The following is a 14,791-nucleotide window of genomic DNA, read 5'->3' on the forward strand; positions in this document are numbered from 1 at the left end:
CGCTCCACGCTTCCTCCCCACGGTCAGTCGCCCTTCCGCAGTTGCGCTTCACTTCGCTCGCTGTGGCCAGCTCACGGGAGGACTTGCACCTCCAGGAGTGCGCCCGTGCCGGGCGCACAAAAAAGCCCGGCCGAAGCCGGGCTTTTTAGTCCAGGTCATCCAACCGCTCAGGGCTCGATTTCCATCAGGACTTCGGATGGTGTCACCCGGTCGCCCTTCTTGATGAACACACCGACCACCTTGCCGGAAATCGGGGCCTTGACCTCGGTTTCCATCTTCATGGCTTCGATGATCAGGACCGGCTTGCCGGCGTCGACGCTGTCGCCCTCATTGACCAGAACGTCAACGATGTTGCCCGGCATGCTGGTGGTCACGTGGCCTTCCTTCGAGGCCTTGCCGCGACCGGAGCCGCCACTGCCTTCACGCTCAAAGCCGCCGACGGATTCCATGCTGATCTCTTCCGGAACGCCATCGACCGTCATGAAGAACCGACGCTCGTCGTCGCCTGACGGGCTGACGCCCGTGACGTTGACGTCGAAGGTCTCGCCGTGAACGGTGATCTTGAACTCGGTGGACACCGAGCCCGGGCTGGCCGCAGTCGGTTTCGGCTCCAGCGGTTCCGGCTTGAGGGTGCCTTCCTTGCGCTGCTCCAGGAACTGGCGAGCCTGATCCGGGAACATGGCGTAGGTGAGGATGTCCTCTTCGGACTCGGCCAGGTCGCCGATGTCGTCCTTCAGGGTGTGGAACTCGTTCTTCAGCTGGTTGGCCGGACGCTCTTCGATCAGCTCCTCATTGCCTACCGCTCGCTTCTGCAGGTCGGCATTGATTTCGCCCGGCGCGGCACCGTACCAGCCCTGCAGGTACTTCTTCACCTCGTTGGTGATGTTGTCGTAGCGTTTGCCGGACAACACGTTGATCACCGCCTGGGTGCCGACGATCTGTGAGGTCGGAGTGACCAGCGGCGGGTAGCCCAGATCCTTGCGCACACGCGGGATCTCGGCGAACACGTCACGGATCTTGTCCAGCGCGCCCTGCTCTTTCAGCTGGTTGGCCAGGTTGGACATCATGCCGCCCGGGACCTGCGACAGCAGGACCGCGGTGTCCACACCGTTGTACTCGCTCTCGAACTGGTGGTACTTCTTGCGCACCTCGCGGAAGTGGCTGGTCAGCTCGTCCAGGGTTTCCAGATCCAGGTCCACCTGATAGCCCGCTTCCTTCAGGGACGCCACCAGCGACTCGGTGGGCGGATGACTGGTGCCACCGGCAAAGGCGGACAGTGCGGTGTCGATGTGATCGACACCCGCCTCGATAGCCGCCCACTGACACATGGAGGCCATGCCCGAGGTGTAATGGGAGTGCAGGAACACCGGCAGGCTCAGCTCTTTCTTCAGGGCGCTGACCAGATCGGCGGTGGCGGACGGGGTCAGCAGACCGGCCATGTCCTTGATCGCGATGCTGTCGACGCCCATGTCGGCCATCTGCTTGGCCTGCTTGAGGAACTTCTCCGTGCCATGCACCGGGCTGACAGTGTAGCAGATGGTGCCCTGGGCATGCTTGCCGGCCTTCTTGACCGCCTTGATGCTGGTTTCCAGGTTACGCACGTCGTTCAGGGCGTCGAAGATACGGAACACGTCGATGCCGTTGTCCGCCGCTTTCTGGCAGAAGGCTTCGACCACGTCGTCCGCGTAGTGACGGTAACCCAGCAGGTTCTGGCCGCGCAGCAGCATCTGCAGACGGGTGTTGGGCAGGGCCTTGCGCAGCTGGCGCAAGCGCTCCCAGGGGTCTTCCTTCAGGAAGCGGACGCAGCTGTCGAAGGTGGCACCGCCCCAGCATTCCAGGGACCAGTAACCGGCCTTGTCCAGCTTGTCGCAGGCCGGCAGCATGTCTTCGGTGCGCATGCGTGTGGCGATGAGGGACTGGTGGGCGTCCCTCAGGATGACGTCAGTGATTTCGATTTTACGCTTGGTCATAAAAGACTCCCATCAGATTCCGGCCTGGGCGGCGATCGCGGCGGCCACAGCGGCGGCCAGCGACTCCGGACGCTTCTTGATGCTGTAGTTGATCAGTTCCGGGTGGCCTTCGACAAACCCGGTGTTGAACGAAGCAGCCCTGAACTCCGGATGGCTGAGGATTTCCAGGTAGTAGGGAATCGTGGTCTTGATGCCGTAGATCCCCATATCCTTGAGGGCCCGCTGGGAACGGTCCAGCAGTTCTTCCCAGTCCATGGCGCTGACGATCAGCTTGGCGCACATGGAATCGTAGTACGGCGGGATTTCATAGCCGGTGTAGATGGCCGCATCGGTCCGCACGCCGGGGCCGCCCGGTGAGTAGTAGCGGGTGATCTGGCCAAAGCTTGGCAGGAAGTTGTTCTTGGGATCTTCGGCGTTGATCCGGAACTGGGCCGCGTAACCGCGGTAGCTGATGTCTTCCTGCTTGAAGCGCAGCTTTTCACCAGCGGCAATCCGGATCTGCTCCTTGACGATGTCCACCCCGGTGATCTGCTCGGTGATGGTGTGTTCCACCTGCACCCGGGTATTCATCTCCATGAAGTAGAAATCACCGTTGTCGGCGAGCAGGAACTCCACCGTGCCGGCGTTTTCGTACCCGGTTTCCTTGGCGACGCGAACCGCCAGGTCACCGATGTACTCGCGCTGTTCGTCGCTCAGCTGGGGCGATGGCGCCAGCTCGATCAGCTTCTGGTTACGGCGCTGGATGGAGCAATCGCGCTCGTACAGGTGAATGGCGTTGCCGTAGCTGTCCGCCAGGACCTGGACCTCGATATGACGCGGGTTGACGATGCACTTCTCCAGGAAGACATCGGCACTGCCAAAGGCCTTGGTGGCCTCGGAAATGACCCGGTCGTAGTTCTGGCGCAGGCTCTCCTCGTCGTCACAGCGGCGAATACCCCGGCCGCCGCCACCGGAGGTGGCCTTGAGCATCACCGGATAACCCAGCTCGCCCGCCTGTTTCACGGCGTCCTCGACATCCGTGAGGTTGTCTTCAGAACCCGGGGTGACCGGTACTCCGGCATTCACCGCCGTCTGACGCGCCTGGGTCTTGTCGCCCATTGAGGAAATCACGTCCGCCGCCGGCCCGATGAAGCGGATGCCCCGCTCCTTGCAGACTTGCGCCAGCGTGGCGTTTTCGGAGAGGAAACCATAACCGGGATGCAACGCATCACAGCCGGTTTCCACTGCCAGGTTCACAATATGATGGGGGTTGAGGTAGCCCGTCAGTGGATCAGCACTGATGCAATGCGCCTCGTCCGCCTTTTTAACGTGCAAGGAATAGCGGTCGGCTTCGGAATAGATCGCCACAGCCTTCACGCCAAGCTCTTGGCAAGCGCGCGCTATTCGGACCGCAATCTCACCACGGTTAGCGATGAGAACTTTCTTTATGGTCATCTGAGGTGCTCCCTGTCATTCGTCAGGAAGTGGGATGAAAGGCCGTCATTGGCCACCCGCCCCGAAGAGCCACCCACTGGGCGGGAGTACGTACTTTAACGCATGAATATTGTACACACGTAAAAGCGGCCGAACACTCTATCCGCCGACCCATGGCCCGACCAGACCCAAATTGATCCAGATCAACTATCTGACCAAGCGCTTGCTAGGTTATGCTTGATAAGCGACACTCACTTATCTCTCGCATCCAATACGGCTCAGACAGGGGGCAGAACGGATTACGCCATGGACACCGATTACTTTAACGACACCCACCGCCAGGTCCGCGAAACCACAAGAAAATTTGTGTCGACCCATGTGCTTCCCCACATCAACGACTGGGAGGAAGCCGGCGAGTTTCCCCGCGATCTCTACCGGCTGGCCGGCGAAGCCGGCATTCTCGGCGCCGGCTATCCGGAGGCGTTGGGAGGACACAGCGAAGGGGATGTTTTCCTCAAGGTGGCCATCAGTGAGGAACTGATGCGCTCCACGTCCGGCGGCCTGGTGGCCGGTCTCGGCTCACTGGATATCGCCCTGCCCCCGGTTGTTCGCTGGGGACAACCGGCGTTGAAAGAAACCGTGGTACCGGCCGTGCTGCGGGGCGACAGGATCATGGCCCTGGCCATTACCGAACCGGGCGGCGGCTCGGACGTGGCCAACCTCAAAACCCGGGCGGTGCGCGAGGGTGACCATTACGTCATCAACGGCAGCAAGACCTTTATTACCAGCGGGCATCGGGCCGATTACTACACGGTGGCCGTCCGCACCGGCGAGGCGGGCCACAACGGCATCAGCCTGCTGTTGGTAGACCGGGACACACCCGGCTTCACCCGCGGCCGCAAGCTGCAGAAAATGGGCTGGTGGGCCAGCGATACGGCCGAGCTGTTCTTCGAGGACTGTCGGGTGCCCGCGGACCGCCTGCTGGGCGCGGAGAATGCGGGCTTCATTGCCATCATGACCAACTTCCTGTCCGAGCGCCTGATGCTGGCCATCATGGGCTACATGGGCGCCCAGCTCGCCCTGGAGGCCTCGCTTGATTATTGCCGCTCGCGTGAAGCTTTCGGACGCAACCTGAACGGCTTCCAGGTCACGCGCCACAAGCTGGTGGACATGGCTAGCCAGGTGGAGATTGCGCGGGAATACACCTACCGCTGCGCGGCGCTGATGCAGGCGGGCAAGAACCCGATAAAGCAAGTGGCCATGGCCAAGAACTTCGCGGCGGAGGTGTGTGAAAACGTCACCCGGGAAGCCATCCAGCTCCACGGTGGCATGGGCTACATGCGCGAGACCGGCGTCGAACGGCTCTATCGCGACGGCAAACTGCTCTCCATCGGCGGTGGCACCACGGAGATCATGAAGGAAATGATCGGCAAACAGATGGGCCTTTAAGACCCGGCCGACGACCGTCAGGCGCCGTCGTTGGCGGAGGTCTCCGGCGGCGGCTCGTCATTCTCCGCCTCCCCGTCGTCCATGGCGTTGGCGGCCTTGAGGAACGCCAGGCCGCTCTGGATCAGGAACTGCCGCATGCGCGGATCGCTCTGTTCGGTAATACCGAGGGCAAAGGCCGTCAGAACCGCTTCCCAGGGGTTTTCCACGATCAACTTGCGGAAGGCCGCCAGCGGCGACGACCCACCTCCGGTCGACGCCTCACGGGACGGCGCCGGCGTGCGCATCATCCGGTAAAAGAAGAAGCCCAGCAGCGCAAAACAGACACCACCGGTGATCCCGAAGGCGCCGGCTTGCCCCACCCAGGGCTCAAGCCCGAGGGCGGCGGCTTTTACCAACAGCACAAAGCCGCCGATAAGCAGCGCGCTGAGAAACACCAAGCCCAAGGCCGCGCCAATCAGCGCGGCCAGGGCTTTACGCAGCAGGGCTTGCAACTCGCCGGAAAAAGGCATGATCAGCGATCGAGCAGTTTGCCGACCAGCAGGCCGACCAGGAATACGATCACCACACTGAGGAACGGGCGTTCCTCGATCTTGTGCTCGACGTCGTGAATGGCCTTGTCGCCGGCCTCTCGGGCGCGATTGAACGCTTCATCGCCCCGCTCACGGGCATGCCGGAGAGCTTCGCGGCTTTCCTTGCGGATTTCGTCGCGAAGGTTGCTGATGTTGCTTTTCTGGCCGTCAGCCACCGCCCGGGTCAGCTTGGCCAGATCTTCACGCAGTAACTGGATGTCTTCCTTGACCCGCTTGTAATCGTCCTGGGGTGTTTGCGCTTCCATGGTGTGTCTCCCTGAATGAAACATACCCGGCGGATTCGCCCGCACTGTTCGGTCACCGGCAAATCCGCCCGCCATCTGGCGCTACCGTTCTGTGTGTACCGGTATGACGCGCCAGACGTTTTCACTGTAGCACAGCAGTGGCAGAACCTCTGACGACCACATGACCATTCGTACAGGATGGCGACTGTCTGACGAACAGGCCCGAAGGTATGTTTCACCCCACGGGACCGACGGGTATAATCCGTGGCCATTCACCGGTTCCATTTCACTTCACTGACGACAGTAAAGAAGGACGCCTCATGAACTTCGACAATATCCCGCCCGGCAAGAACCCGCCTGAAGACATCAACGTACTGATCGAGATTCCGGCCAACGCCTCCTCTCCGATCAAGTACGAGGTCGACAAAGACATGGGTGCCGTTGTGGTGGATCGCTTCATGGCCACGCCGATGTTCTACCCGGCCAACTACGGCTTCATCCCGAACACACTGGCCGACGACGGCGACCCGCTGGACGTACTGGTGGTCACGCCGTATCCGGTCATGCCGGGCAGCATCATCCGCTGTCGTCCGGTGGGCGTCCTGAACATGGAAGACGAAGCCGGCGGCGACGCCAAGCTGGTTGCCGTGCCTCACGACAAGGTCACCAAGCAGTACACCGACGTGAAAGACGTGCACGACCTGCCGCAACTGCTGCGCGACCAGATCCAGCACTTCTTCGAGAACTACAAGGATCTGGAAGCGGGCAAGTGGGTCAAGGTCGACGGCTGGGATGACGCCGCCGCAGCCTGCAAGGCCATCGAATCCGCCGTCGCCGCTTACCAGAAGTAAGCGCTCCAGCACGGATTTCCGGCCCGTAGCGGCCGGACACAAAAAAGGCAGCGACCCTCGGGCTCGCTGCCTTTTTTATCGCTGACAGGTCGGCTCAGCCTTTACTCAGCAACTCCCGCAGATCGATGATGGCGGAGTTCGCCCGGGCCAGGTAGGAGGCCATGGTCAGCGAGTGATTGGCGAGGATGCCAAAGCCGCTGCCATTGAGGATGACCGGACTCCACATCGCCTTCTGGGACCCCTCCAGCTCGACGATGATCTGCCGCACGCTCACCAGCGCGTTCTTGTCTTTCAGGACATCGCGGAAATCCACCTCGATGGCCTTGAAAATGTGCAGCAGGGCCCAGGAGGTCCCGCGGGCTTCGTAGAAAACGTCGTCAATCTCGGTCCAGGGCGTCTGCACCGAGGCGATGTCGTCCTCCTTCGCCTGGTCCGGCAGTTCTTCCATGTTCTCGTCCACCGACTGTTTGCCGACGCTTTCACTCAATCGGCGCGACAGGCTGCCCAGACGGGTTTCCAGATCCGCCAACCAGCTGTTCAGATTGTCCGCCCGGGCGTAAAACTGGGCCTGGGGACCGTTGGGGTTGGACAGGCGATCCAGATAGCGCTTGAGCGCGGCAATACCGCGCCGATACTCGGATTCGGTGGAAGGCAGCATCCAGCTGCCGTTATCGAAGTGCAGTTGGGGTTCAGCGATGGTCAGGTCCGGGTCTTCGGCGGACTGGCTTTGGGAGCGGCTGATGTTCTGGCGCAGCGCCCTGGCCATATCGCGCAGCTGGATCAGCACCCCGTATTCCCAGTGAGGCATGTTATCCATCCACAGTCCCGGCGGCATGATGTCGTTAGTGATGTAACCGCCCGGCTTGTCGAGCAGGGTCTCGGCCATGTGAATGAGCGTAGAGGTGGTGGTGAAGCCGGTCACCATCTCCCGATTCATGGCCTGGGCCCGCTGCTGGGCCTCATCCCGGACCGAGTAGGTGTCCGGCTCGCTGCTCCAGTAGATCCCCAGCACCACCGCGACGATCAGGTAGATCACCAGCAGGACAATCAGGCCCTTGAACACTTTGCCGCCACCGAGATAGTCCTGGATGTCCTCCAGCCGCTCCCGGAAAAATCCTCTGGTCTTGCTCAACATAACCATCCACCTTGTGTCATTCGTTCTGATTCATCGTAATTCGAACGCCGCCGGAGCCTCCTGGCCACCGGGAGCCCATACCTTGCCGGATTGTCATGGGCACCGCAATTGTGGGACGGACGGGCCACTCAGACCGACGGCAGGGTATCCCCCGGCCGGGCCAGGTGGTAACCGATACCGCCGTCGACGCCGAGCACCGAAACCAGGTGCCATTCAGCGGCGGTTTCCACGCCCGCCACAAATACCTCGACGCCGCGACTGTGGGCGATCGGCACAATGGACTCCAGATAGAAGCGGTTGTCCGGATGCGTATCGATACTGCGGATAAAGCTGGGGTCAATACGCAGGGCCTGGAAGGGCAGATTACGCAGGTAACTGAACGGCACACCACCCACGCCGAAATGATCCACCAGGACCCGCACATCGTGCCGCCGCATCAGCTTGACGCAGTTGCCCACATCCGCCCGGTGGTGGTGCACCGCATCCTCGGGCAGGTAGACCCAGAGACGAGCCAGTACCGCGGCGCCCTCCTCGGACAGCGTCCGCGCCAGCCAGTCCCGGAAGCCGGCATCGGCAATAGAGGAACTGCCCAGGGTCAGGCTGAAGGCCTGCAGCGGATACTGACGCAGCAGATCGAGCACCCGCCGGAACACAATCCGGTCCAGCCGAGCCATCATACGGAAACGCTCGGCCATGGGCAGGAAAATACCCGCTGCCACCCACTCGCCATTGATCTCGATGCGCGACAGCACGTGGTAATGGTGAACGGACTGATCGACGGTCCGCAGCATGGGCTGATAGACCAGTCGGATGCGCTCGGCGTCGAGGGACGATTCCAGGTGCTCGCGCCACTGTTCGACGCTGTGCTGCACGGATTGGGTGGTGTCGAACACCTTGCAGTCGGTTTCCCGCGACATCTGGGCCTGGCGCAGGGCTTCATCGCAGGCGGCCAGCAGCTCGCGGGTGCCGGCCAGATGGCCGTTGGTGGCGGCGAGACCGGCGTGGACGGCCACGTCACGACCCGCCGAACGATCGGCGTAGATGCCGTCGAGGTCCGCCAGCAGCTGGCGTACCCAGAACTCGGCATCCACCGGCGCTGCACCGGGCAGGAACAGGGCAAACTCGGCCCCGTTACGGCGACCGGCAAAGCTGCCGGGGTGCTCGCGTACGAACGCCTGGATGCGTTCGGCCACCGCCAGCAACAGATTATCCGCCGCCTGACGCCCCTCCAGCTGATTGCAACGCCCGAAATCCGCCAACTGCAGCAGCACCAGCGCGCCCTGGCGCCGGGAATCCCGGCTCTCGACGGCCACCGACATGCGTTGCTCGAACGCGCTGCGACTGGCCAGGCCGGTCAGCCGGTCTTCGTTGCTCATGCGCCGCAGATGCTGGATAAGCTTGGCTTGCCCCTCAAACAGGGCACCCAGATCGTGGGTCATCTGGTTCATGGCGGACGTCACCCGCGCCAGCTCGCGCGTGCCTGCCTCCGGCGCCCGCGATCGGAAATCCCGGTTGCGGATGGCTTCGGCCTGACGTTCCAGCCCGGCCAGTGGCCGCAGAACCCGGCGCAGGATAAAGAAGAGAATCAGCAAGGCGACGATGCCGATCAGCAGCGCCCCCAGCGCCATCTGCCGGGCCATTCGCCACAGATCCCGGTAGCCCTGCCCCGGATGGCTGACCACTTCGACGAACCCCAGGCGCTGCCAACCGCGAACCACCTCGGCGCGCTGGCCGAAGCGCTCGATGGGCAGATCCACCAGAGACACGAACCAGCCGGGAACTCCCGGTGTCCGCAGACGATCGCGGCGCTCGATCTCGAAATCGGCCGACGTATTCTTGTAGCGAATGACCAGGTAGCGGCCGCTGTCGAAGGTCGCGTCAATCAGTGAGGACGCCGCCACCGCATCCCGGCCGTCGATGGCGTTAGACAGGGAGAGGCCCACGGCGACCGCTCCGTCATGGGCGTGCCCCTCCAGTTGCTCGACGATATACCCGCGAAAGCCGATCATACCGGCGAGCAGGCTGGCCACCATCAGCAGCAGGATCAGACTGCCGGTGAACAGCAGCAACAGCAGTTGCAATGAAATGATGCCACGGCGTGTTTTCCGCATTCCCTGGCCAGCCCCCTGGCATGAATCGATCGGATTCAATGGCTCCTGACGCGACAAAAGCGTCGGATATGACAAACATTTACACAGCGTCACCTACGCCGACAACATAAAACACTATAGACTCTCCAGAGAGCCATTGAGAGCTCTACAATCACAACAGAGCGTCTGGATCGCCTGACGGCGTTCAACGACTCACAAAAACGATGTTCTCAGCTTCACTGCCTTGGCGTGAGGGAACCGACCATCCGGAACGGCTGCGAAAGGGCGTACCGGACCAGGAAGTGGCCGGAGACAGCAACCTGGCTCGGCCACTGCGCAAGAAGACAGGCCAGAGACCCAATGACTGACGACAATCAAAAGGAAAAGCTGAAACAGCATTTTGCGCGGCGCGTTACGACCCAGGCAAGAGTCGTCCTCGACACCTGGCAAAAAGTGAAGGAATCCGACAGCCTGGCGGAAATCCTGCACCGCGACCTGTCCAGCGCGACCGAAAAGCTGGTGCGCTACGCCCAGCGTTTTGAGATGGTCAAGCACGCCAGCGCCGGCGAGGCGCTGCTGGGCATCCTGCAACGCTGGGCCCCTGACGCCTCGCTGCCCGACACCGTGCGTGAGGAACTGCAGGGGGCGATGGACCAGCTCAGCCAGTGCACCCTGCGCCGCACCGACCAGGATCTGGACGAAGCGCCCCGCACCTACCTGCGCACCCCGGTTTATGTGGCCCTCTGCGAGCTGGAAATGGCCAACCGCCTGATCAAGCAGCTGGAATTCTTTGGATTCCGTGCCGCCGCTTTCGAGGACGCCGAAGGGCTGATGGACGCCTGCAGCCGCCACAAGCCGGAAACCATCCTGATGGATGTCAATTTCGGCGGCAGCGAACTGGCCGGCATCGCCACCGTCGAGGCGCTGCAGGAGCGCCACGACACGCCGATCCCCGTGATCTTCATGAGCGATGAGGACGGCACCATCGAAACCCGGCTGCGTGCGTCCCGTTGCGGCGGCGAGGAATTCTTCTTCCCGTCGGTGGATCCGGGCCAGTTGATCGAAAAGATCGAGACCTACACCCACGGCAATACCGTCGAACCCTACCGCGTGCTGGTCCTGGACGATTCCCGCGCCCAGGCCAAATTCATGGAGAACGTCCTGACCCGGGCCGGCATGACCGCCCACATCATTACCGACCCCATGCAGATCATCCACGCGCTGGAGGCATTCTCACCGGAAATCATCGTGCTGGACATGTACATGCCCGGCTGCACCGGCATGGAAATCGCCCGGGTCATCCGCCAGCAGGACCGCCTGCACAGCGTGCCGATCATCTACCTGTCCGCCGAGGACGACGTTTCCAAGCAGCTGCACGCCATGAGCCTGGGCGGCGACGACTTCCTCACCAAGCCGATCGACCCCAAGCACCTGATCGCCACCATCCACAACCGGGGCCGGCGCGCCCGCTCCCTGTTGGCGCTGATGATCCGCGACAGCCTGACCGGCCTGTACAACCACACCCACACGTTGCACCTGCTGGACCAGGAAATCGTCAAGGCGAAGCAGAAGGACCAGCCGCTGTGCTTTGCGATGCTGGACATCGACTACTTCAAGAAGATCAACGACACCTACGGCCACCCGATTGGCGACCGGGTGCTGCGCAGCCTGTCCATGTTCCTCAAGCAGCGTCTGCGCAAGACCGACCACATCGGTCGCTACGGCGGTGAAGAATTCGCGCTGATCCTGCCCAACACCCGGGAAAGCGATGCCAAGAACGTGATCAACGAAATTCGCGAGCGCTTTGCCGAGTTGTTGCAACCGGCCGGCGCCCAGGAGTTCAAGGTCACCTTCAGCTGCGGCATCTCCGCCTGGCAGGGTGACAGCGCCCAGTCCCTGTGCGAGCGCGCAGACCGGGCGCTTTACACGTCCAAGGAGCATGGGCGCAACTGCGTTACCACTGCAGAGGACTAAATCCCGGACATCAGGCAGCGGGCTCCACAGTCAGAAATACCGCTGTCTGATTCAGCAGCTGATAGGCCACTTCACCGAAGGTAATCGGCCCCGTCAGCTCGGCGGTGGTCCGACCTTCCAGCTCCGAGTATAGGTAGTTGAGGATACAGTTACAGCCAAACACCAGATTACCGGCATGGTCAGGCATGGCGGCGAGGAACGCGGTCGGGTAGTCTTCCACCGGCCGCGCGAAACGATAACTCACCCCCTCGAAGACCGGTGCATAAAGGTTTACCACGCCGGCCTGCTCGTCGACGGACTGAATGCTTACGTTGACCATTGCGCCACAGTAGTCCGCCACCAACGGCAGCTGCTGCTGACCGCTTTCGCGTAACACAAGATCGGCGAAGTTGTGAGGCTGGCCATCCACACGGCACCGACCTACTGCACGACTCGTTGCCTCGAACGTCAGCTCAGGACCGGTGCCTGCTTCAAACAGATTGACGATATGAACAACCGCGGAGAGGCTGTCATCCAGAGGCACATGGAGCACCACCGCCCGGTCACTGAAACACTCCCCGCTCCGACCATCAAAAACAACCGCTTTACCCTGAGCCAGCTCATCGAGATGCACACCAGAGACCCAGCCTACAATCGGTTTCAGGTACATGTCGGGAAACTCCGGCGCATGGTGCGCATAGGCTTCCAACACCTTACTACCGGCAGGCAAAATTATGATCGAATAGCCATTCTCAGGGGCATCTTCCAGAACATTGCGCAGCGTGATTTCGTCGTAGTGGTGCACGCTGGCGTCCCCGTCACCGAGATCTTGCACAAACAGCCTGTCGCGGCAACACTGGCCACCATCGCCAGTCATGAAGTATGGCGTGCTCCCTCCCACCCAGGTACCCCGAGGCAGAGTGGCCAATAACGCCTCATCACCGGCAATGGCCAAAGCCCTTCCCGCCTTGATCAGCTCGGCTGCCTCCGTTGGGGTCATCATCCCCGCCTGCGTGGTTTTGCTCACGAGTCTATCCCCTCAGCGCTCTCTCGAAATGTCGCCAACTGGGCGATTTCATGACCAAGCTGTTTTTCGTGCTTGATAAAAAATCGTCTGAGCGTGTTCACCCTGAGAATCTTCGCATCGTGACTGGTCAGGCCCGAAAACTCCTGCCGACTCCGGGCCAGCAGTAGCTTGAGACTCAGAAGGCGAATATCCATCGGTGTGTCAGAGGCCAATAAATTGAACCATACGGGATCACCGGTCGGCGGAATAACCTGCCGGGCAGCACCCGGCGAAGCACTTTCAGCCAAAGCACCTTCAAAGCCATGATCGGTACCATGCACGCCTTCGCTGATGGCATGGCGTATTTGCCAGGCAAGGTAAACGTCAATGTCTAGCAACCTGCACACTTGTCGATACCCCAGCCCGGCATTCAGACACTCAATCACCTTATGGGCCAGACCATGCGTATAGTCATCACCGGCAGGGCCAAGAAACGGTACCGCCTCTGGCGACTCTGTGCCCTGCTCCGGCAAACTGGCATGAATGTAGGTTTTCAAAGGGCCCACGTTGGCATGCCGCCAGCACGATTTTGGCTGTACAAATGCCGGCCGACCAAACCAGGACTTTCCGGTTCTGAGGTAGGCATGAAGCTCCCGACGCTGCGCATCCACTTTGATGCGGTCCACAACCCACGGTTCTTTCAATTCAAGTAACTGACGGCAGATCTCGGTGTCTCGCACGATACCTCCCTGGAAATCCCTATGCCTTGAAACACCCAGTCTGGCAGCATACTCCCGGGCCAGACAGCCAACTATCGCATCAATCGGCCGGGACTTAAGACCCAAGCCTACTGGGCACAAAAAGTACTGAACCTGAACGTATCGCTCAGGCATCACCTCGTGCCCGCCGGTTTGTCGGCGGGCGCTGCATGAAACCAATGTCGAATACCGACACGGCCCACCTTCATCGACAATGATTGTCATCAACGAAATGTCATCGCACACACGGCGATTGCTGTGTAACCTTTTTAGACCAATGTACGACAGGCAAGATTGTCAAAAAGTGTTGATCTGAGGCTAACAAGTACGCACCATTGAGGTAACGTGCCGTTATCTTCGGCGATCCTGTAAAACACCAAGGCAGACAGAACCATGTCGACCATACTTGTGCTCCATGGCCCCAACCTCAACATGCTCGGCACCCGGGAGCCCGAGGTTTATGGTTATGAAACACTGGCCGATATTGACGACCGCTTGCACCAGAAAGCGGCCGAGCAAGGTCACCACCTGCTGCATTTGCAATCCAATGCAGAGTATGAATTGATCGACCGTGTCCACGAGGCACGACAGGAAGGGGTGGATTTCATCCTGATCAATCCAGCGGCCTTTACACACACCAGCGTTGCCCTGCGCGACGCCGTATTGGCGGCGGAGATCCCTTTCATCGAAGTGCACCTCTCCAATGTGCACGCCCGTGAACCCTTCCGCCATCACTCCTATTTTTCGGATGTGGCGGTCGGCGTGATTTGCGGCCTCGGCAGCCAGGGCTATGACCTGGCGCTGCAGGCCGCACTGGCACGACTTTAGATTCAATGTCGACGAGAGCTGTCAATTAATTCCGGCGAGAACAGACTATGGATATTCGTAAAGTAAAGAAGCTGATCGAACTGATTGAAGAATCGGACGTGGAAGAACTGGAGATCCGCGAAGGCGAGGATACCGTTCGCATCACCCGTCGCCGCGGCCAGGCCGAATTCGCCCAGATGATGCCGGCCCATTATGCACCGGCACCCGCGGCCGCACCGGCACCGCAGCCGGCCTCAGAGCCTGCCGCAGCCGAAGCGCCGGCCGACAACACGCCGGCGGGCCACCAGGTTCGCTCACCGATGGTCGGCACCTTCTACCGCTCGCCGTCGCCCACCGCCAAGGCCTTCGTTGAAGTCGGTCAGACCGTTGCCGCCGGCGACGTCATCTGCATCGTCGAAGCCATGAAGATGATGAACCAGATCGAAGCCGACAAGAGCGGTACCATTGTCGACATTCTCGTAGAGAACGGGCAGCCGGTAGAGTTCGACCAGCCGCTCTTTATTATCTCCTGATCGAAGACGACT

General features: G+C 61.0%; 13 protein-coding genes. 5 read left to right on the forward strand and 8 right to left on the reverse strand.

Annotated features, from left to right (window positions below; genetic code table 11):
• Positions 1–167 precede the first annotated feature (167 nt).
• Both oadA and EB809_RS19110 read right to left on the reverse strand, forming a co-directional pair.
• Entirely contained in the window at positions 168–1,970 is a 1,803-nt protein-coding gene (gene oadA, locus EB809_RS19105; protein ID WP_123636448.1) for a sodium-extruding oxaloacetate decarboxylase subunit alpha, read from the reverse strand.
• A gap of 12 nt (positions 1,971–1,982) precedes the next feature.
• Positions 1,983–3,404, reverse strand: coding sequence for an acetyl-CoA carboxylase biotin carboxylase subunit (locus EB809_RS19110; RefSeq protein ID WP_123636449.1), 1,422 nt, complete (start codon positions 3,402–3,404; stop codon positions 1,983–1,985).
• Between the two features lie 285 nt (positions 3,405–3,689).
• Between EB809_RS19110 and EB809_RS19115 the strand changes: the two genes are divergently transcribed.
• On the forward strand, positions 3,690–4,832 hold the full coding sequence (locus EB809_RS19115) for an acyl-CoA dehydrogenase family protein (RefSeq protein ID WP_123636450.1): 1,143 nt from the start codon (positions 3,690–3,692) through the stop codon (positions 4,830–4,832).
• A 17-nt stretch (positions 4,833–4,849) separates the two neighbouring features.
• On the opposite strand, the gene EB809_RS19120 is transcribed toward EB809_RS19115, so the two are convergent.
• Together EB809_RS19120 and EB809_RS19125 are read right to left on the reverse strand one after the other, a co-directional pair.
• Positions 4,850–5,341 (reverse strand): hypothetical protein, encoded by a 492-nt coding sequence (locus EB809_RS19120; RefSeq protein ID WP_123636451.1) that lies wholly within the window; start codon positions 5,339–5,341, stop codon positions 4,850–4,852.
• 2 nt (positions 5,342–5,343) lie between these two features.
• Positions 5,344–5,667 (reverse strand): DUF883 family protein, encoded by a 324-nt coding sequence (locus tag EB809_RS19125; protein WP_123636452.1) that lies wholly within the window; start codon positions 5,665–5,667, stop codon positions 5,344–5,346.
• Between the two features lie 299 nt (positions 5,668–5,966).
• On the opposite strand from EB809_RS19125, the gene ppa reads away from it, so the two are divergent.
• Positions 5,967–6,497 (forward strand): inorganic diphosphatase, encoded by a 531-nt coding sequence (gene ppa / locus EB809_RS19130; protein WP_123636453.1) that lies wholly within the window; start codon positions 5,967–5,969, stop codon positions 6,495–6,497.
• Between the two features lie 94 nt (positions 6,498–6,591).
• On the opposite strand, the gene EB809_RS19135 is transcribed toward ppa, so the two are convergent.
• Positions 6,592–7,638 (reverse strand): DUF2333 family protein, encoded by a 1,047-nt coding sequence (locus EB809_RS19135; protein ID WP_407944064.1) that lies wholly within the window; start codon positions 7,636–7,638, stop codon positions 6,592–6,594.
• Between the two features lie 122 nt (positions 7,639–7,760).
• On the reverse strand, positions 7,761–9,743 hold the full coding sequence (locus EB809_RS19140; protein WP_123636455.1) for an EAL domain-containing protein: 1,983 nt from the start codon (positions 9,741–9,743) through the stop codon (positions 7,761–7,763).
• Between the two features lie 339 nt (positions 9,744–10,082).
• On the opposite strand from EB809_RS19140, the gene EB809_RS19145 reads away from it, so the two are divergent.
• Positions 10,083–11,696 carry a diguanylate cyclase gene (locus EB809_RS19145; RefSeq protein ID WP_123636456.1) on the forward strand — a complete coding sequence of 538 codons (1,614 nt, stop codon included), beginning with the start codon at positions 10,083–10,085 and terminating at the stop codon, positions 11,694–11,696.
• A 10-nt stretch (positions 11,697–11,706) separates the two neighbouring features.
• Here the strand turns inward: EB809_RS19145 and EB809_RS19150 are convergent, their stop codons facing one another.
• Positions 11,707–12,702 carry a DUF6976 family protein gene (locus tag EB809_RS19150; protein WP_223808045.1) on the reverse strand — a complete coding sequence of 332 codons (996 nt, stop codon included), beginning with the start codon at positions 12,700–12,702 and terminating at the stop codon, positions 11,707–11,709.
• Positions 12,699–13,421: a hypothetical protein gene (locus EB809_RS19155; RefSeq protein ID WP_123636457.1), complete on the reverse strand. Its 723-nt coding sequence runs from the start codon at positions 13,419–13,421 to the stop codon at positions 12,699–12,701. Before EB809_RS19155 ends, EB809_RS19150 begins: the two co-directional genes overlap by 4 nt.
• Positions 13,422–13,832: 411 nt before the next feature.
• Here EB809_RS19155 and aroQ point away from each other — a divergent pair, with 411 nt between their 5' ends.
• Both aroQ and accB read left to right on the forward strand, forming a co-directional pair.
• On the forward strand, positions 13,833–14,267 hold the full coding sequence (gene aroQ / locus EB809_RS19160) for a type II 3-dehydroquinate dehydratase (RefSeq protein ID WP_123636458.1): 435 nt from the start codon (positions 13,833–13,835) through the stop codon (positions 14,265–14,267).
• 47 nt (positions 14,268–14,314) lie between these two features.
• Entirely contained in the window at positions 14,315–14,779 is a 465-nt protein-coding gene (gene accB, locus EB809_RS19165; RefSeq protein ID WP_123636459.1) for an acetyl-CoA carboxylase biotin carboxyl carrier protein, read from the forward strand.
• Positions 14,780–14,791 lie beyond the last annotated feature (12 nt).

It is taken from the genome of Marinobacter sp. R17, assembly GCF_003789045.1.
Lineage (GTDB): Bacteria > Pseudomonadota > Gammaproteobacteria > Pseudomonadales > Oleiphilaceae > Marinobacter_A > Marinobacter_A mangrovi.